The sequence below is a fragment of the Paenibacillus sp. NPDC056722 genome (assembly GCF_042790635.1).
GTDB classification, from domain to species: domain Bacteria; phylum Bacillota; class Bacilli; order Paenibacillales; family Paenibacillaceae; genus Paenibacillus_AQ; species Paenibacillus_AQ agri.
Window position 1 is genome coordinate 424,165 of sequence record NZ_JBHTYV010000001.1, and the last position, 17,787, is coordinate 441,951.

The 17,787-nt window shown below is 48.6% G+C and carries 19 protein-coding genes; 1 reads left to right on the forward strand and 18 read right to left on the reverse strand.

What is annotated here, in order from left to right:
- Positions 1–351 precede the first annotated feature (351 nt).
- Positions 352–1,248, reverse strand: coding sequence for a LysR family transcriptional regulator (locus tag ACFRAM_RS02025; RefSeq protein WP_175371882.1), 897 nt, complete (start codon positions 1,246–1,248; stop codon positions 352–354).
- A 118-nt stretch (positions 1,249–1,366) separates the two neighbouring features.
- Between ACFRAM_RS02025 and dapA the strand changes: the two genes are divergently transcribed.
- Positions 1,367–2,260 (forward strand): 4-hydroxy-tetrahydrodipicolinate synthase, encoded by an 894-nt coding sequence (dapA, locus tag ACFRAM_RS02030; protein WP_379464332.1) that lies wholly within the window; start codon positions 1,367–1,369, stop codon positions 2,258–2,260.
- Between the two features lie 63 nt (positions 2,261–2,323).
- On the opposite strand, the gene ACFRAM_RS02035 is transcribed toward dapA, so the two are convergent.
- From ACFRAM_RS02035 to yfmH, 17 genes are all read right to left on the reverse strand, one after another.
- Positions 2,324–2,791, reverse strand: a complete 468-nt coding sequence (locus ACFRAM_RS02035) for a DUF1801 domain-containing protein (protein WP_379464333.1) — start codon at positions 2,789–2,791, stop codon at positions 2,324–2,326.
- A gap of 174 nt (positions 2,792–2,965) precedes the next feature.
- The gene (gene pduL / locus ACFRAM_RS02040) at positions 2,966–3,538 is read right to left on the reverse strand and encodes a phosphate propanoyltransferase (RefSeq protein WP_066361969.1); all 573 of its coding nucleotides are present in this window, start codon (positions 3,536–3,538) and stop codon (positions 2,966–2,968) included.
- Positions 3,539–3,687: 149 nt separating this feature from the next.
- Positions 3,688–4,638 (reverse strand): dipeptidase, encoded by a 951-nt coding sequence (locus tag ACFRAM_RS02045; protein WP_379464334.1) that lies wholly within the window; start codon positions 4,636–4,638, stop codon positions 3,688–3,690.
- Between the two features lie 167 nt (positions 4,639–4,805).
- Positions 4,806–5,066 carry a stage V sporulation protein S gene (locus tag ACFRAM_RS02050; RefSeq protein WP_036656334.1) on the reverse strand — a complete coding sequence of 87 codons (261 nt, stop codon included), beginning with the start codon at positions 5,064–5,066 and terminating at the stop codon, positions 4,806–4,808.
- 201 nt (positions 5,067–5,267) lie between these two features.
- Positions 5,268–6,062: a TIGR00282 family metallophosphoesterase gene (locus ACFRAM_RS02055; protein ID WP_175371982.1), complete on the reverse strand. Its 795-nt coding sequence runs from the start codon at positions 6,060–6,062 to the stop codon at positions 5,268–5,270.
- Positions 6,063–6,149: 87 nt separating this feature from the next.
- Positions 6,150–7,691: a ribonuclease Y gene (gene rny, locus ACFRAM_RS02060; RefSeq protein WP_175371885.1), complete on the reverse strand. Its 1,542-nt coding sequence runs from the start codon at positions 7,689–7,691 to the stop codon at positions 6,150–6,152.
- Between the two features lie 302 nt (positions 7,692–7,993).
- A complete protein-coding gene (locus ACFRAM_RS02065) occupies positions 7,994–8,731 on the reverse strand; it encodes a regulatory protein RecX (protein ID WP_379464335.1) in 738 nt (245 codons plus the stop codon).
- Between the two features lie 117 nt (positions 8,732–8,848).
- The gene (gene recA / locus ACFRAM_RS02070) at positions 8,849–9,913 is read right to left on the reverse strand and encodes a recombinase RecA (protein WP_175371887.1); all 1,065 of its coding nucleotides are present in this window, start codon (positions 9,911–9,913) and stop codon (positions 8,849–8,851) included.
- Between the two features lie 270 nt (positions 9,914–10,183).
- Complete coding sequence (locus ACFRAM_RS02075; protein WP_379464336.1) at positions 10,184–11,470, reverse strand: competence/damage-inducible protein A; 1,287 nt, start codon at positions 11,468–11,470, stop codon at positions 10,184–10,186.
- Positions 11,471–11,515: 45 nt separating this feature from the next.
- Positions 11,516–12,103 carry a CDP-diacylglycerol--glycerol-3-phosphate 3-phosphatidyltransferase gene (pgsA, locus tag ACFRAM_RS02080; protein ID WP_175371889.1) on the reverse strand — a complete coding sequence of 196 codons (588 nt, stop codon included), beginning with the start codon at positions 12,101–12,103 and terminating at the stop codon, positions 11,516–11,518.
- Positions 12,104–12,437: 334 nt separating this feature from the next.
- Positions 12,438–12,929 (reverse strand): YajQ family cyclic di-GMP-binding protein, encoded by a 492-nt coding sequence (locus ACFRAM_RS02085; protein ID WP_066361986.1) that lies wholly within the window; start codon positions 12,927–12,929, stop codon positions 12,438–12,440.
- Between the two features lie 195 nt (positions 12,930–13,124).
- On the reverse strand, positions 13,125–13,286 hold the full coding sequence (locus tag ACFRAM_RS02090) for a hypothetical protein (protein ID WP_175371890.1): 162 nt from the start codon (positions 13,284–13,286) through the stop codon (positions 13,125–13,127).
- A gap of 84 nt (positions 13,287–13,370) precedes the next feature.
- Entirely contained in the window at positions 13,371–14,357 is a 987-nt protein-coding gene (locus ACFRAM_RS02095) for a RodZ domain-containing protein (protein ID WP_379464337.1), read from the reverse strand.
- Positions 14,358–14,383: 26 nt separating this feature from the next.
- Complete coding sequence (locus ACFRAM_RS02100) at positions 14,384–15,151, reverse strand: DUF3388 domain-containing protein (protein ID WP_066361996.1); 768 nt, start codon at positions 15,149–15,151, stop codon at positions 14,384–14,386.
- Positions 15,152–15,329: 178 nt separating this feature from the next.
- Positions 15,330–15,593 carry a DUF3243 domain-containing protein gene (locus ACFRAM_RS02105; protein WP_175371893.1) on the reverse strand — a complete coding sequence of 88 codons (264 nt, stop codon included), beginning with the start codon at positions 15,591–15,593 and terminating at the stop codon, positions 15,330–15,332.
- Between the two features lie 144 nt (positions 15,594–15,737).
- On the reverse strand, positions 15,738–16,505 hold the full coding sequence (gene ymfI, locus ACFRAM_RS02110; protein WP_379464338.1) for an elongation factor P 5-aminopentanone reductase: 768 nt from the start codon (positions 16,503–16,505) through the stop codon (positions 15,738–15,740).
- Positions 16,505–17,785, reverse strand: coding sequence for an EF-P 5-aminopentanol modification-associated protein YfmH (gene yfmH, locus ACFRAM_RS02115; RefSeq protein ID WP_379464339.1), 1,281 nt, complete (start codon positions 17,783–17,785; stop codon positions 16,505–16,507). Before yfmH ends, ymfI begins: the two co-directional genes overlap by 1 nt.
- Positions 17,786–17,787 lie beyond the last annotated feature (2 nt).

Consider the following 17,787-nt stretch of genomic DNA (forward strand, 5'->3'; position numbering starts at 1 on the left):
GAATTGTACCGCTATTCGCGGATAAAATCCGGAGACAGCCAATGCTTCCGATGCTAGCTTTCCTATGGAAAGCTTTTAGGCGGACGCTGTCGCTCCTACAGTTCCAAAATCCCCCCTCCATTCCGCTCCCCTTATATAAAATTTTCAGTTCAATCCATATGATCAAAATAAACAAATAATTAGCACTCCACTCAAGTGAGTGCTAACACTTCTTTTTATATACCATATAATAAATTTAGATGTCAATATATTACTGCATATTTGCTATATTTATTGACCTTAAGTTACTAGACATAAGCATCGGTATCGCTCTGGTGAACCCTGAATTTCCGGCCTCTGTTGGCATCACTTTCACAGCCCTGCTGCCTGCGTTCCCGCATCCTGCATCAGCATCTGAATCAGAGATTGCAGTGGTTGAGACTTCCATTTTTTGGGGTGGATTAGCAATTGCAAATCAAAATGGATTTCAGGATGATTAAAATTCAGCTCGGCCAGATAGCCCCGCTCAATCTCCTCCTGGGCCACAATCCGTGGAAGCAGCGCAATGCCCAGTCCGTTCATGACACAGCGCTTGATCGCCTCCAGGTTGGACAGCTCGAAGCCTATGCGGAACACAATGCCGTGCTCCTTGAGCAAATTCTCGAACAGACTCCGGTAAATACAGCTTTCCTCTGAAACAATGAATTCACAATTGTTCAGATGCTTGAGCTTAACGCTGTCCAGTGCGGCCAGTGGATGACCAACGGGAGCAATTAGTACCAGTGGCTCCTCCCGGATAATCGTCCGGTTCAGGAAGGAATCTGCCGTGCTGCGGTCCAGCATAAGTCCGATATCAACTTCCCCGTCCTTTATTTTATTGACCAGATTGGCTTCCTGCTGTGTCTGCAGATGAATGTTCAATCCCGGAAACCGGGTGCGCAGCTGCTGAAGAAAAGGAGGCAAATAAAACGCGGCCAGGGAATCTATCGTTCCGATCGTCAGTGTCCCGCCAATTTGCTGAGCAATCGTTTCTTTGGAACGATCATACAGATCCAGCATTTCCACAAACAGCTTTAACAGCTCTTCCCCCGGAGGAGTCAAGCGCAGCTGGCGTCCATGCCTCTCCATGAGCGGAACACCATACTCCTTCTCGATCTTCTGGATCTGCATCGTAACGCTCGACTGGGCATAACCCAGCTCCTCGGCGGCACGGGTAAAGCTCTGACGCTTAGCTACTTCACGGAATGTTCTCAAGTATGTCAAATCCATAATCTCACCCTAACATCAATAATAATGATGATCCATATCATTTATTATAGATAACACCGATGAATTATTCCATGGTAAAGTAATCTTACAGCAACTAAAATGTTGGAGGCCGATAATCATGCTTACAGAACAACAGGTTTTTGGAGTATATGTCCCCGTGGTCACTCCGTTCAATACAGCCGGTGAAGTTGATCTGGATTCGTATGAGCATTATGTGAACAACATCATTAAGCATAATATTCAGGGTCTGGTTGTAAACGGAACCACTGGCGAATCGCCGACGGTTACCGTGGAAGAATTTCAGCTCCTGGTCAATGCATCCCGTGAGCTTTTAAAGCAATCCTCTATCCCGCTTATGGTTGGTACTGGAACGAACGATACCGCATCCACTGTAAAACGTACAGAGCTGGCCGGTCATTTGGGCGCAGATGCCGCACTCGTTGTAGTTCCTTATTACAGCCGTCCCTCGCAGCAAGGCATTATTGAGCATTTCCGCAAGGCTGCAGAGGTTGGCGTACCGATCATGGCCTATGATATTCCCGGAAGAACCGGTGTTGGCATGACTGTCGATACAGCACGGACGATTCTGGAGATGGACAATGTTGTTGGTCTAAAAGACTGCTCAGGTTCGCCACTGCTGGTCACCGAGCTGACCAAATACGGCTCCAAGCCCATTCTGTGCGGCGATGATCAGCATTTCTTGGATATGCTGGGACGCGGCGCTGCTGGCGGAATGCTGGCTTCGGCGAATGTACGTCCGGCAGAATTCATCGAGATCTACGAGTATTTTGCTTCCGGACAACTCGAGCAGGCCAAAGAAGCCTTCGAACGCCAGACTCCACTGATCTCTCTGCTATTCAAAGAATCCAATCCCGCTCCCATCAAATGGCTGCTTAGCCATACTGGAGTCATTGGTTCCGATACCCTTCGCCTTCCGCTGATGTCCATCAGCACCGGACTGCAGGAAGAACTTCGTGCGTATCAGGCCGGAGCGCTTGTATCCGGGTTTTAACAGTTACGCAATCAGCCATATTGAAAGGCTGCCCGCTCCGTTTCTGACGGCTGAAGGCAGCCTTTATTTTTTCTTGAGCGTACGTAATCCGTCCTCATATTTTTGTAGATAATCTGTCAGTGTAATCTTGCGGCACAGCTCCGCGAGCAGATTGTAAGGAATGACCGCTGGATTTTTGAAGCGTATGCAGCTTTTTCCCATATCAAGTTTGGTCTGGACATGCTTCGGATACTCTTCCTTAAACCAGGTCAACACCTCGGGAAAGATATATATGCCCATATGATAAAAAGCGATATGGTTCTTCTGGGAAGCTAAGCTGATAAACGGTAGGGGCTCCTCGGGCTTGGCATGATAACCAGATGGATAGATGCTGTGTGGGACGACATAACCGATCATGTCATAGCCCATAGTCTCTTGGAAGCCTTCCGGCAGATTGCCTAATACCGTTTTTCTCAGCGCCTCTATGGCCTGCTTTCGCTCCTCTGGCAGTTGACGAATATAGTCCTCCGGACTGCTGGCATCATACTTCATTATGTACCCTCCATTCTCGTAACTTCAATTGTGACCATCCGCTCTATCATACCAAACCTTGTACCAAACTAAAAATAACGATTAATTGTACACGGGCTACTATTTTCGTAAAAAAGAACACCAAAAAAGCGGAGGATTACTCCCCCGCTTCTTCAAACTGTATACGTATTAAGACTAGTCGACAATTTCAGCAGTATCGCCATTGTTGGCACCGGCTGCATTGGCTTCGTCCGTATCAATGTGCATATCCAGTGCAAAGCTGTCGGATACACGCGCGATTACGTTCTCCAGCACGAGACCGCGCTCGCCGCCAAGGCGAACCTTCAGCAGTTGCTTGTCAGCGATGCCCCAAGCTTCAGCATCGGAAGTATGAAAATGAATATGGCGAGCTGCCACAATAACGCCGGTTTCCAGTTCCACTTCGCCAGCAGGGCCCTTCAGGGTAATGCCCGGTGTGCCTTCGATATTGCCGGATTCACGAACAGGAGCCTTCACGCCAAGCGCGAATGCATCAGTACGGGACACTTCCAATTGGGAAGCCGGACGAGCTGGTCCAAGAATTCTTACTTTGTCAAATTTGCCTTTGGTGCCGATTACCGCTACAGTTTCATTCGCAGCGAATTGGCCGGGTTGGGAGAGGGGTTTGAACTCAGTCAATTGGTAGCCTGGGCCAAACAAAGCCTCCACGTGCTCTTGCGTAAGGTGAATATGTCTAGCCGACACACCTACGGGTACAGTCTTGCTCATTGTAAGTCACTCCTTGAATTTTCTCTAGTATCTGTACAAGCCACAGAACATTATACAACTAAATACCCAAAACCTAAAGGAACCTTGTCACTTTTTAAGATAATTTCTTGTATTGGACACATAGAGAAACAATAAATTCCAATTCTGGACTACGCTTGCTCCCCCTTTGAAGGCAAATTCTCTCCTAAAAAAGTCATAGCGTTCCCGTACAACCACCCGCTTACAAGCTCTTCAGGATAATGCCGGAGCAGCAGCTCCGCAAATTCCGGGTATTTTCCCGGATGCTCCAGGCCCTCCACCCATGTGTCAATCCCGTCAAAATCCGAGCCGAACATCAGAATCCGTTCCCCGCCAAGACTGCATACATGTTCAATATGCTTCAGCAGGTCTTCTCGTCCAGCCTTCCCTCCATCTTCTACAAACCACGGAAAAAAGGTCAGCCCCATTCTTCCATCCATTGCAATTAGAGCTTTAATCTGTTCATCAACCAGATTGCGTGGATGTCCACATATCGCCGCTGCATTGGAATGAGAGGCAATAAACGGCCGATCGCTCAGCTCTGTAAGCTCCCAGAAACCCGATGGAGAGAGATGCGATACATCCAGCAGCATTCCGCTTTGATTGCACCACTCCACGAGCTTCCTGCCTTTTTCCGTAAATCCTCCATTTCGTCGCTCAAGTACCCCATCTGCAGCCCAGTTAGCATAATTCCAGGTGACCCCCAGAAATCGCACCCCTAACTCAAAGCAAAGCTGGGCATAGAACAGATTGCCCTCCAGACCGTCTACGCCCTCCACAGAGAGCATTCCTGCGCTAGTCGCTCCAAGGACCTGACTTCCCACTTCCTCTTTCCAGCGAAGCCACTGCAAGCCTCCTGACCTTACTACTTTTTCACGGAAAAGATCGATCTGACCCAATATCCGCTCAAACCCCAGCTTCCCCCTGTGCTCCGACAAATAGATAGCAAAACATTGCAGATTCACATTCCCTGCTGCCAGCCGCTCGGCTGTTACATCCAGACGCGGATCCTTCCGAAAGTCAATATCGCCGAAATTCTGCATTTTACTCAGTACATCGCAGTGGAAATCTGCCACTTTCATGTCTGCTTTCCTCACAGCATTCCCCTCACTTTCTGCTGCCACCCTCCACTTTCCGGACGATGGAGCCTCCTTCAGATTCTATGCCGAGGCCCGGGGTGTTATCTGTAAATATGCAGCAAAAAAGCCTGTTTACCAAAGTAAACAGGCTTTAAACAGATCAATCTCTATTATCTCGGTTCAACAATAAGTTTAATCGCCGTCCGATCTTCTCCATCAATAACTATGTCGGTAAAGGCAGGAATGCAAATCAAATCAACACCGCTTGGTGCCACAAATCCCCGGGCGATGGCTACAGCTTTCACTGCCTGATTCAGTGCTCCAGCTCCTATTGCCTGCAATTCGGCCGTTCCACGTTCACGGAGAACACCTGCTAATGCACCGGCGACGGAATTTGGATTGGATTTAGCTGATACTTTTAATACATCCATGTAAGTACCTCCCCTGGGAAAAATGATGGTGTTCTTCCACTCTGTAGATGTTATTCGCGGGAGAAGAAATAATTCCTTCTTTTTGCGGGCTACTTCTACTCAAATTGGTACAAAAGATACTCTTTTTCGATATAAAAAAGATCACACTTCATCCTAAAACGTTGCTTTCGCCCGATTCATCTTACATTTTGACCGTTCCTCTTAATCCATGATCCAATCGCCTTCGCGCATGCGGATCTTCTCCAGTTTGGTAGCCGCTCCAGTAGCCTCGTCAAGTTCTGCAAATAAACCGTGCAGCTGCCACTTCCCTTCGTCCACGACGAAGCGTGACGGAAGCTGCGTCTTGAATTTGTATAGGACCGCTTCTTTTTCCATACCCAATATTCCTTCTCTTGAACCAACCATGCCTGCATCGGTCAAGTACGCAGTTCCCCCAGGTAAAATTACATCGTCATTGCTCTGCACATGCGTATGGGTCCCGACAACGATCGACGCACGTCCATCCATGTGATAGCCCATGGCAATCTTCTCGGAGGTCGCTTCCGCATGGAAATCAACCAGGATGCATTTGTGCTGTCTGCGCAGCTCTTCCACAATCTCATCGCCCGTGCGGAACGGACAGTCGATAGCCGGCAAAAAGGTGCGTCCCTGCAAGTTCACAATCGCTAGTTGCTTGCCGTTAGCTTTTACTACCGTATATCCACGTCCTGGTGTGCCGGGAGGAAAGTTCGCCGGACGAATCAGCCGGGGCTCATCATCAATAAACTCAAAGATATCACGGTTATCCCATGTATGGTTACCCATCGTGATGCCGTGGACACCCCAGTTGAAGAATTCGTTGGCAATAGCCGACGTTATCCCACGGCCGGCAGCCGCATTCTCACCGTTGACGATAATGATGTGGGGTTGGTATTTGCTTTTCAGGGAAGGCAGCATTTCACGTAACGCTTTTCTTCCGGTATTGCCGACGATATCACCAATAAATAGTACTTTAATAAGACTCTCCTCCTAGACTTGCACTTGGTTTGAAACTCGTATTTACAGAAAAATGGCCCCGTTTGGGGGCCACTATTCTTCATTTGCTTATTTAGCGTATTCTACCGCCCGAGTCTCACGGATTACAGTGACTTTGATATGTCCCGGATAATCCAGTTCATTCTCAATCATCTTCGTAATATCACGAGCCAGACGGAAAGCTTCCGCATCGTCAATCTTCTCAGGTTGTACCATTACGCGAACCTCACGGCCCGCCTGAATGGCGTATGATTTCTCAACACCTTCGAAAGATTCAGAAATTTCTTCAAGTTTCTCCAGACGCTTGATGTACGTTTCCAGTGTTTCCCGACGAGCGCCAGGTCTTGCTGCCGACAGAGCGTCAGCCGCACCAACCAACATTGCAATCACCGAAGTGGCTTCACAGTCACCATGGTGGGACGCAATACTGTTGATAACTACCGGATGTTCCTTGTACTTCTTCGCCAGTTCGACGCCGATTTCTACGTGTGAGCCTTCTACTTCATGATCCAGCGCTTTGCCGATATCATGGAGCAATCCGGCACGTTTTGCAAGCACGATGTCTTCCCCAAGCTCACCGGCCATAAGCCCTGTCAGATAAGCGACCTCCATGGAGTGCTTCAATACATTCTGTCCATAGCTTGTACGGAATTTCAAGCGGCCCAGAATCTTGATCAGGTCTGGATGCAAGCCGTGAACACCCACCTCGAAGGTAGCCTGCTCACCGTATTCACGAATCCGTTCGTCCACTTCTTTGCGGGATTTCTCCACCATCTCTTCAATGCGGGCTGGATGGATACGTCCATCTGCAACCAGCTTCTCAAGTGCCGTACGGGCCACTTCGCGACGGATTGGATCAAATCCTGATAGAATAACTGCTTCCGGCGTATCATCAATAATGAGGTCAATACCGGTGAGAGTCTCCAGTGCCCGGATGTTGCGGCCTTCACGACCGATAATCCGTCCCTTCATCTCTTCATTCGGCAGCGTAACAACCGAGACGGTTGTCTCCGCAACGTGATCAGCTGCACAGCGTTGAATGGCGAGCGTAATGATCTCGCGGGATTTCTTATCCGCTTCTTCCTTCGCCTGCTGTTCGATTTCCTTGATCATTTGTGCGGTTTCGTGGCGAACTTCCTGTTCTACATTGCTGAGAATAATGCTTCTTGCATCGTCGATGCTCAGATTGGAAATACGCTCCAATTCAGTAACTTGGTTCTTGTAAATGACATCAATTTGTTGTTGGGTTTCATCGATTCGTTTCTCTTTGTTAGCTACTTGTTCTTCTTTTCGCTCGAGCGATTCCATTTTTTTATCCAGCGATTCTTCCTTTTGCAGCAAACGTCTCTCTTGTCGTTGGATTTCGTTCCGACGTTCACGAGTTTCTTTATCAGCCTCGGTACGGATTCTGTGGACTTCGTCCTTAGCTTCCAATACCGTTTCCTTCTTCAGCGCTTCTGCCTCTTTCCTCGCGTTTTCCACGATGACTACGGCTTCTTTCTCAGCGCTTGAAATTTTAGCTTCTGCAAGGGATTTACGAATAAAATAACCGAACCCAAAGAATAAGGCAGCTACAACGAGAACGATAATGATCCAGGCCCAAGTTGGCATCTGTTCACCTCCTCGTTGGTTCCTCCAAGGTATGCCTTGGGAATTTGTGCAGTTGTTCAACTATCCGTTTCATCACCATACAAAAAACCGGTAACCTCACCGATTGCCATACTGCACATGCTGCACATGCACACTGCCCGCCATATCCGGCGATTACATATCATATGAGTTGTATGCGAACCGCAAACAGAATCACCTTTTTGGGAAGGAAAAAGGGTTCTTACTTTTGCCGATTCATGTTATATTTTATTATTTATAAAAAGACATTGTCAAGAGAGCTCATCCCTTAAGTAAAGTCAAGTCTAGTAATCCATGAAGTATGGATCCTCTTCTTGCCCTTCTGCATTCTCTTCTTCGAGCAAGATGTTGATCACCTGGCGCACCATTTCTCCCGGAAAACCGCGCCGCATAAGGAAGGCTCCCGTCTTGCGCCTTTTGTCGACGACTTCCCCGCGAATCATATTCCACTTCTTTCGTCCTGTCTGGAGTGCACTCGCCAATTCGTCCTCCGGGCTGATATTCTCCAGCGCTTCTGCAATCAGTGACTTATCGATTCCTTTCTCACGCAGCTCCTGCCGAATCCACATCTTACCCTTGCGCTGGTTCGTGAGGCGCTGCTCCGCCCACTGCTTGGCGTACAGCGGATCATCAATAAAACGTTCCTCCTGCAGCCGCTGCACCACTTCCGCAATAATAGTCTCTCCTATTTCCTTCTGCCGTAAACGGCGGGCCATCTCCTGCGCAGTTCGCGGCTTGCGCTCCAGATAGCGGAGACCTTCTACATAAGCGCGCTGGCGCTCATCCGCAACTACAATCTCCTCCAGATCAGCCTTGATAAAAGAATTGCCCGTGATCATCCGGTATTTAATCATGACATCTTCATGAACGGTCATCGTATACGGGCCGAAATGAATGATGTAGCGGTGATCCGACTTCTTCTGCCGCTCTACCCGCGTGATTTCAAGCACCCCATCATCCGGAAAATCAGATAACACCTGCTCCCCCTGCTCTTCCGGCTCCGAATCAAGTTGTATAACCATGTTGCTTGTCACCTCATTGCAATTATCGTATACCTTCTTCAACGTCTTATGATTATGAAAAGACACCCTGTTATGTCGTTCACAGGGCGCCTATACTTAGCGAATATTCAATTCAGACTATTCGATTTCCATCAGCAGATTTTCTTCTTCTTCCTGCTCTGCTGCAATCTCAGATTCACTTGGAGCAGCCACAATCGTCGTCAGATTGCTGGCTTCACGAATCTTGTTCTCAATCACGAGGGCGATGTCCTGATGTTCTTTCAGGAACTGCTTAGCGTTCTCCCGTCCCTGACCAAGACGTTCGCCTTCATAGGAATACCAGGCACCACTCTTGTTTACGATATCCATCTCTGTACCGATATCCACAAGACTGCCTTCCTTGGAAATCCCTTCACCGTACATAATATCAACATCCGCCTGCTTGAACGGAGGCGCTACCTTGTTCTTAACAACCTTGATTTTCGTCCGGTTACCCACAACATCGTTGCCCATCTTGATACTCTCTACGCGACGTACATCAAGCCGAACGGATGAATAGAATTTCAGAGCCCGGCCACCAGGAGTTGTCTCAGGGTTACCGAACATAACACCAATCTTCTCACGAAGCTGGTTAATAAAGATCGCAATGGTGTTCGATTTGTTGATCGCACCAGACAGCTTCCGCAGAGCTTGAGACATTAGACGAGCCTGCAGACCTACGTGAGAATCTCCCATGTCGCCTTCAATCTCTGCCTTTGGCACCAAAGCTGCCACGGAGTCAACAACAATGATATCTACCGCTCCACTGCGGACAAGCGCTTCAGCAATTTCCAACGCCTGTTCGCCTGTATCCGGCTGCGAAAGCAGCAATTCATCTATGTTCACGCCCAGCTTGTTAGCATATCTCGGGTCAAGTGCATGCTCCGCATCAATAAATGCAGCTTGTCCCCCAAGCTTTTGTACTTCTGCAATTGCATGAAGCGCAACTGTGGTCTTACCGGAAGACTCCGGTCCGTATACTTCGATAATACGTCCCTTCGGAAATCCGCCAATCCCCAATGCGATATCCAGTGCCAAAGCTCCACTAGGTACAACTTCCACTTGCATGTGGGTGGATTCGCCTAGTTTCATTACAGAACCTTTACCGAATTGCTTTTCTATTTGACGAAGCGCCATCTCAAGCGCCGCACGACGATCTGACAATCAGACCACTTCCTTCACTGTTGTTTATAATATATATAATAACGTGTTTTGAAGACCTTGCCAAGCTTTTTTTCGAACATACATTCGTTTTTTTTGACTTTCGGCCTATCTCTCCCTTTTATTGTAAGCCCCCTTCCGGTTGCAAATAATAAGAGCTTCGCGGCCAGGAGAATCATCTTACCATGATTCTCAAACAAAAAACCGCGGCATAGAAAGCTCTGCGCCACGGTTCTTCCGTATGTGTCAATTATACAACGTCTTCCAAAGAGATTACAAGTCGGAGCCTTCCAGCGGAGTCTCCACCTGCCGCTCCTCCAGCCTGCGCCAGAGACGATACAGCAGTGCTTTTACCGAACGCAGCCGGATATTCTCGCGTGTACCCTGCAGATTCAGCTCATACACTTCAGTCTGGCGGTTCCGCTCGGCAATTCCGATAAAGACGAGTCCCACCGGCTTGCGTTCAGAATAACCCGGTCCGGCAACGCCGGTAACCGACAGTCCGAAATCGCTGTCCGCAATCATTCTCACCTGCTCGGCCAGCACCTCAGCAACCTCACGGCTAACGGCGCCCGGAGCATTGGTGCCCTCCAGAAAATCACTCGGTACGTTCAGGAGCTTCTTCTTGATATCGTTAGAATAACAAACGATGCCACCGGCGAACATCGACGCGCTGCCGGGAATATTCGTAATGCTTTCCATCAGCAGGCCGCCAGTGCAGCTCTCCGCCGCACTCAAAGTCAGCCCTGCATCCGCCATCCAGTCCACAATCAATTGTTCCAGAGGTACGTCAATGTTCGCATACATATGTTCCGGAAGGATATCCTTGATCTGCTTTTCCAGAACATCCAGCTTCTTCAGCGCGTCATGCTCTGAAGGGGCCTTGGTGGAAATGCGGACCGTCACCTCGCCCTCCTTGGCATAGGGAGCAATCGTTGGATCCGTCTGATTGCGGATCAAATCAATCAGCTTGTCCTCCAGCAAGGATTCACCGATACCGGCAAACTTGAGCATTTTCGAGTAAATCGGCATTTCGTCCGTCAGCGCATGCTGCAGTAGCCATGGTTTGGCCTTGTCCGTGAACATTGGCTTCATCTCACGCGGAGGTCCAGGCAGAACAATATAATACTTATCCTCATGCGCCAGAGCTACGCCCACGGCCAAGCCAATCTCATTGGGAAGTGGAGTTGTGCCTTCAATAATCAAAGCTTGCTTGCGGTTGTTCTCTGTCATTACGACCTTACGTGCGTCAAAAAAGCGCTGTACATGATCCATGGCCAAGGTATCGATATGCAAACCACGACCCAGCGCCGCAGCCAGAGCGTCTTTGGTAAGATCGTCTTCGGTGGGGCCGATACCGCCGGTGAAGAGGATCAGATCCGCACGGCTCCGGGCAATTTCGATCGCTTGCTGCAGGCGGTTGCTATTGTCTCCGACTACCGTCTGAAAATAAACATCGATTCCTAGCGCAGCAAGCTCCGTTGATAAGAACTGGGCGTTGCTGTTGACGATCTGGCCGAGCAAAAGCTCAGTGCCGACTGCGATGATTTCTGCTTTCATAACGGGCTGAAGCCTCCTGATTATATAGAGTGAACCGTTCGATTATTATGCTTTATGGAGCTGTAGCAAATCCTTGTTCTTGATAAAATAATCGATCCCCGAATAGATGGTGATCAACGTTGCGGCCCAGATAGCAATATCGTCGACCGGAATGCTGATGAACTGAAACGGGAAATTGTTAAGCAGCAGCAGTGAGATGGCGACAATTTGAACAATCGTCTTGATCTTGCCCCATTTGCTGGCAGCTACTACCTTGCCTTCCAGCAGTGCAACCTGACGAAGCCCAGTGACTGCAAATTCGCGGCTAATAATGACAATGGCGATCCAGGAATCGCATCTGCCCAGCTCCACTAGCGAAATAAGCACAGCGGTAACCAGCAGCTTATCCGCGAGCGGATCAAGCAGCTTACCAAGATTAGTGACCATATTATATTTTCGGGCGATATAGCCATCTATTCCATCCGTGCTAGCTGCCAGCAAGAAAATCACCGCCGCTACCAGATGGTTAACAGAAAGCTGGAATGAGCCCCAGTGTAGCGGCTCCGGATAGAAGCTGTAATCCACCAGCAAAAAAAACATCATAATAGGGATAAGACAAATACGAGCAAGCGTGATGCGGTTGGGCAAATTCACTGAAGTTCCTCCCCTAATCAATCATCCAAATCTTGTTCTAACCATTTCTTACGCAAGTATATTATAGCCATAAAACGGCCGCAGGCAATAGCGGCTGCCCCATCTCATTTATCCCTGGAATGCTGTGGACATCATGGACAGTTGGCTGGATTCTACTCTCTCTATCTATTCAAAAAAACTGCTGCAATATCCATATGTAAATTGAGCCACAAAAGTAACCATTACCCGTCTTGTTATGATGATGCGAATCCGGGATGTTTATACCCGCTCTTCCAAAAACAGAAAGCACCCCGCAAGCTTGCGTGCTGGTACAGCACAGCGGGGCACAGGTATCTTACTTTAAATTGTTAAACTGCAAATCGAGCGGCAAATCAGCTTTGCGCAGAATTTGGATGATTTGTTGCAGATCATCACGGCTTTTACCAGTTACCCGGATTTGATCACCCTGGATTTGGCTCTTCACCTTCAGCTTGGAATCACGAATCAGAATATTGATCTTCTTCGCGTTATCCTGATCAATCCCCTGCTTCAGGCCCAGGCGTTGACGTACTGTTCCCAGTGACGCAGGCTCTACCTTTCCGAAATCCAGGTTCTTGAGAGTAATGCCGCGCTTCACCATCTTGGACTGCAAAATGTCGATGACAGCGTTCAGCTTATATTCATCCTCAGAGGAAATAATAAGCGCATCTTTCTCAAGTTTCAAACTGCTTTTGCTGTTTTTGAAGTCAAACCGATTATCGATTTCCTTCTCTGTCTGATGAACAGCATTGGTTAATTCCTGCATGTCCATTTTTGATACAATGTCAAACGAACTTTCCGAAGCCATTACTTCACGTCCTTTGCTTACATTTATTCTTTTATTATTATATGAGAAAGATTTGTCCAAGTCTAATTATGGAAGAAAACAATGACCCGACATGCAAAACAGCCCCACAGTGTGGAGCTTTGCCATTCCCTACAAAAACACGCCTCCCGGAGGCATCGAAGGCTCGGGAGACGCTTGATTCCCTGAGTGCAGGACCTATCTGCTGCGGGAAGGTGACCGAAACATGTCCAGAATCCCCAGCACAATATGCGCCAGTCCGAACCCGAGGATTCCATAACCCCAGGCATTTGGTGTCAGGTAATATCCCAGGAGCGTAACGATTACACCTAGCCCTGCTACAATCCAGCTGACAGTCATGATAGAATACACCTCGCTTTGGCGTGAGAACTGTAAATCCTTCTTATGTTCCCCATAAAGCCAAAGCCTATGCATTCCTGCCGTTTACTGCGTTGAAGTGGTTTCCGAATTCGTTGCACCGCTATCCGTTGCACCGCTATCCGTTGTACCGCTGTTCGCAGAACCATTACTGCCGGATGCTTCATCCAGCTCAAGCAAAATGCGGGACGAAGACTTACCGTCTGTCACCTGTTGACCATTGACCGTAATAATTGTTGCTGGCGAATAGCCGGATTTGATGTACATTCCTGTGCTATCAAGTGTAAATGTCATATTATCTCCCGCAGCAGTATTGCCGAAGGAAAGCTTCTCACCCTTGGAGTTAGAGCCTTTGTAGACTTCAAGCCAGCTGACTCCGTTAGCTGCAATCTTCACCTGCACCGCACTTCCTGGAGGTGCAGATACCTTAAAGACTGTGCTCTTGCCTGATTTGCGATCCTCAGTGACCGTAACAGCCTGTGGAGGCGGCGTTGGCGAAGGGGTAGGCTGCAATGTAGGCTCTGGCGTAGGTTCCACGCTGGTAGTGCCCTCGGTGGCCGTAGGCTTCGCTGTATTGCCCGCTGCCGGCGGTGGAGTCTGAGCCGTCGCCGGGTCCTGCTGAGCATCCGTTACCTTAGTCGGATCCACCTGATTGCTTTCGCCTTTATTCAGATTAGATGCGTACATATAGATGACAACAATAATCAGGACTGGAAAAGTCCACATTAATAGCGTCGGCAACCACTTGGCGTTGCGTTCCGTCTCAGGTCTGCGGCTGCGCTTTTGAATGACCGTTTCCATTGGGGTGGTTTCCACTGGAGGTGCTGGTACATTGCCATGCTCCTCTAGCAGCTCGTCAGGGTTAACCCCAACTGCTTCCGCATAAGTTTTGATGAACGCCCGGACATAAAAACTTCCAGGGAGCACCTTATAATCCCCCGCCTCGATGGCTTCCAAATATTTCTTTCTGATCTTCGTAACTTCCTGGACATCGTCAAGACTCATACCTTTTTGCAGGCGCGCCTCCTTCAATTGCCGGCCCAGTTCCGACATACCATCACCTCCTTGTTCTCTCATGTTTATAGGTCCTCATTGTAGCTTCCGGTGAATGTCTCGTACAAAATCTCCTCAGTAGGAGAATTTCGCAGTTCAATAATGATATCAAAATCATCAAAGCTGTACTCCGATTCACGCACAAAAATATCCGGATGCTCAATAACCTTCGTACTCGGCATGCTCATCACGTTCTGCAGCAGATTGTAATGCTTCTCATTGGAACGGATCGTACTGACGATACCGTCAATAATAAACACATTATGAGGGTTCATCTCATCCTCTGCAAGTTGGCTGCGCACGGTCTGCCGTAATAGTGTCGAAGACACAAAGGTCCATCTCTTCATCGCACAGACGCTCCCAGCAATAATGGACTCCGTCTTGCCTACACGAGGCATCCCACGCAGTCCTATTACTTGATTGCCTTCACGCTTAAACAGCTCTCCGAGAAAATCCACCAGAAGCCCCAGCTCATCCCTCGTAAACCTGAACGTCTTGCGGTCATCCGAATCCCGATCTATATATCGTCCATGCCGAACAGCCAGCTTGTCCACGAGCCGTGGAGGACGCAAAGCCGTAACGGTAATATTATCAACCTTCTTGAGCATCTCGCCCATCAGCATTATCTTCTCTTCATCGTTCGTCTCGAGCAGCATCCCCCGAGTCTTGCCTTCTACACCGTTAATCGTAATAATGTTGACTTCCAGCATCCCGAGCATAGAAGCGATATCACCGAGCAGACCAGGTCTGTTCTTATGTATCTTATATTCCATATACCACTGTTTATGTTCCACTTGTACACCTCATAGATTCCTTTTCCCTGCACCTGTCCAGACGTCAAAAAAACCTCTGAATCGACAAGGTGCTGCATTACACGGGTCATGTTAATGATATATAAAAAAAAAATGAAAGGCAAGGTCAGTACTGTAATAATTACAGAAAAGCTCCCCGAGGGGAGCTTTTTCCGCGAGCTTATGCGTGTTTTTTCGCCAGTCTGACCATGAGTTTAGCAATTGTTTGCTTCTCTTCGTCATTGCCGACATCCCACAGCTCTTTGATCGCCCGGTTCGAAGAGTTCGCTGGATCTACCTTGTTGTCGAGGAATTCCCCGATTTCAAAAGCCAGCTTGGAGATGGTATCTTCACTCATCCCGATCTTCTCGGCCTGAACGACCCGTTCACCCAGAAATTTTTTCCAGGTATCGAAGTTTTTGATTACCGTATTCTCTGTTGACATCTTAAATCCTCCTTCATGGTTACGGTCAGTCCCTTCGTTTAACGCGAAAGAACCGCCGTCTTGCGTGAGATTTAAAATCAACAGTAATAATATGTCTCGGATGCAAAGTTCTTATGCTGGAGCTTTTCTCCAAGCCCGAGACTTTTAGGTAATCCAGCCCCCGTTCGGGCTGATAACTTGTCCTGTAATATACCCGGATTCAGGTAGCGCCAGAAAATACACCAGCGAAGCGATTTCATCAGGCGCGCCAAGCCGTCCAACAGGAATTTCTTCCTCCAGCATGCGTACCTCTTCCTTCTCCAGATTGGCTAGCATCGCCGTATCCACCGCTCCTGGCGCCACAGCATTCACCGTGACACCGGAAGGCGCCAGCTCTTTGGCCAGCGCCTTGGTGAAAGCATTGATCCCGCCTTTGCTGGCCGAGTAGGCCACCTCACAGGAGGCACCGGAAATCCCCCACACGGAGGACACATTGATAATTCGTCCAAAACGCTGTGATACCATATACGGCATAAAAATTTGACTACAGAGGAAAGTCCCCTTCAAATTAACCGCCATAATCTCTTCCCATTCCTCTTCGGAAAGGTCTGCCAGCATCCCGTAATGAGCTTTGCCGGCATTGTTAACGAGGATGTCTGGCTGAAGTCCGCAGCTCTCCAGTCTTTCTGCCATACGCAAAAGCTGACTGCGGTCTTTGACGTCCGCAGTCACTGTCATAACTCTTGCCCCCAGGGCCATGCAGCGGCGGGCAACGTCATTCGCCGCTTCATGAGAGTTCATATAATGGATTACAATATTCATGCCCACCGATGCAAAGCGTTCGGCAATAGCGCCGCCGATTCCCCCGCTTCCGCCGGTAATAAGCACAGTCATTTCTCCAATCGGCTTGCTGTTCTCTCCCTGAAACGGCATTAAGGGCTCACCACCAGCGAAACCGCCAGCTGTTCCCAATCTACGTGACTGCGCAGACGTGCATTGACTTCATCCAATGTGATGGATTCATACAGCGGAAGCACTTCAAAGAGATCTCCACCACGGAACTGGTAGCGGGTGAATTCATGAGCAATATTTTCCGGAGAATTCAGCATACGGAGATAGCCGCCGATTTTCTTTTTACGTGCCCGCTCAAAATCCTTCTCGGCAAACCCGGATTGCAGCAACGGTTCAATCTCTTCCTTGATCCGCTTGAGCAGCAAATCAGGGTCCTTCGTATCGCCGCCGATAGCAGAGAATGCATATTGCGGCGAGCTGTTGAACTCATGACCAAAGCTGTCGGAGATCAATTCCTCGTCATACAGCTTCTGGTACAATGCCGTACTGCTGCCCAGCAGCAGATCCAGCATCAGCTTGGTTGTCAAATCTCGCCGAACAGCAGCTTCACCAGTAAGACCGAGTTCCTTCTCTTTGAAACCGAACAGGCACTTCGGCATGGAGACAGCCAGTTTGCTCTCTTTGCGCTTGGTGGCTACCTGCTCCGGTTCTTTTTCAAAGATGCGTTCAATATCGCCCTGTATATCATAAGATTTCCCCGCTTGATTGCTGCGGATGAGCTCGAAAACTTTCTCAGGCTCAACACCACCTACGACGAACAACAACATATTGCTCGGATGGTAAAACGAATTGTAGCACGTATACAATGTCTCTTTTGTAATGGTTGAGATAGAATCAATGGTCCCGGCGATATCAATATGAACCGGATGCTTGTCATACATGGCTTCTATAAGGCCAAAATAGACGCGCCAGTCCGGATTGTCAGCGTACATATTGATTTCCTGTCCGATGATGCCTTTTTCCTTCTCCACGTTCTCATCTGTGAAATAAGGCCGCTGCACAAAATCAACTAAAGTGCTGAGGTTAGTCTCGATATTCTCCGTTGCCGAGAACAAATAGACCGTCTGGTCAAAGCTTGTAAATGCGTTCGCGGAAGCACCGTTGGAGGCAAAGGTAGCAAAAATATCGCCTTCCGGCTCCTCGAACATTTTATGCTCCAAAAAGTGGGCAATCCCATCAGGAACCGTGGTTTCTTCCCCGCCGGCTACCCGGAAATGATTATCCACCGATCCGTATTTAGTGGCAAATGTCGCGTAGGTTTTACGGAACCCTGGCTTAGGCAGTACATACACCTGCAGTCCATTGTCCATCACCTCATGATACAATGTCTCTTGAAGCTTGTCGTAACGTAACTGTTCCACCG

Coding starts and splice junctions, on each gene's coding strand:
- ACFRAM_RS02025 (WP_175371882.1), bottom strand. CDS start 1,248: ATGGATTTGACATACTTGAGAACATTCCGTGAAGTAGCTAAGCGTCAG.
- dapA (WP_379464332.1), top strand. CDS start 1,367: ATGCTTACAGAACAACAGGTTTTTGGAGTATATGTCCCCGTGGTCACT.
- ACFRAM_RS02035 (WP_379464333.1), bottom strand. CDS start 2,791: ATGAAGTATGATGCCAGCAGTCCGGAGGACTATATTCGTCAACTGCCA.
- pduL (WP_066361969.1), bottom strand. CDS start 3,538: ATGAGCAAGACTGTACCCGTAGGTGTGTCGGCTAGACATATTCACCTT.
- ACFRAM_RS02045 (WP_379464334.1), bottom strand. CDS start 4,638: ATGAAAGTGGCAGATTTCCACTGCGATGTACTGAGTAAAATGCAGAAT.
- ACFRAM_RS02050 (WP_036656334.1), bottom strand. CDS start 5,066: ATGGATGTATTAAAAGTATCAGCTAAATCCAATCCAAATTCCGTCGCC.
- rny (WP_175371885.1), bottom strand. CDS start 7,691: ATGCCAACTTGGGCCTGGATCATTATCGTTCTCGTTGTAGCTGCCTTA.
- ACFRAM_RS02065 (WP_379464335.1), bottom strand. CDS start 8,731: ATGGTTATACAACTTGATTCGGAGCCGGAAGAGCAGGGGGAGCAGGTG.
- ACFRAM_RS02075 (WP_379464336.1), bottom strand. CDS start 11,470: ATGAAAGCAGAAATCATCGCAGTCGGCACTGAGCTTTTGCTCGGCCAG.
- ACFRAM_RS02085 (WP_066361986.1), bottom strand. CDS start 12,929: ATGGCTTCGGAAAGTTCGTTTGACATTGTATCAAAAATGGACATGCAG.
- ACFRAM_RS02090 (WP_175371890.1), bottom strand. CDS start 13,286: ATGACTGTCAGCTGGATTGTAGCAGGGCTAGGTGTAATCGTTACGCTC.
- ACFRAM_RS02095 (WP_379464337.1), bottom strand. CDS start 14,357: ATGTCGGAACTGGGCCGGCAATTGAAGGAGGCGCGCCTGCAAAAAGGT.
- ACFRAM_RS02105 (WP_175371893.1), bottom strand. CDS start 15,593: ATGTCAACAGAGAATACGGTAATCAAAAACTTCGATACCTGGAAAAAA.
- ymfI (WP_379464338.1), bottom strand. CDS start 16,505: ATGCCGTTTCAGGGAGAGAACAGCAAGCCGATTGGAGAAATGACTGTG.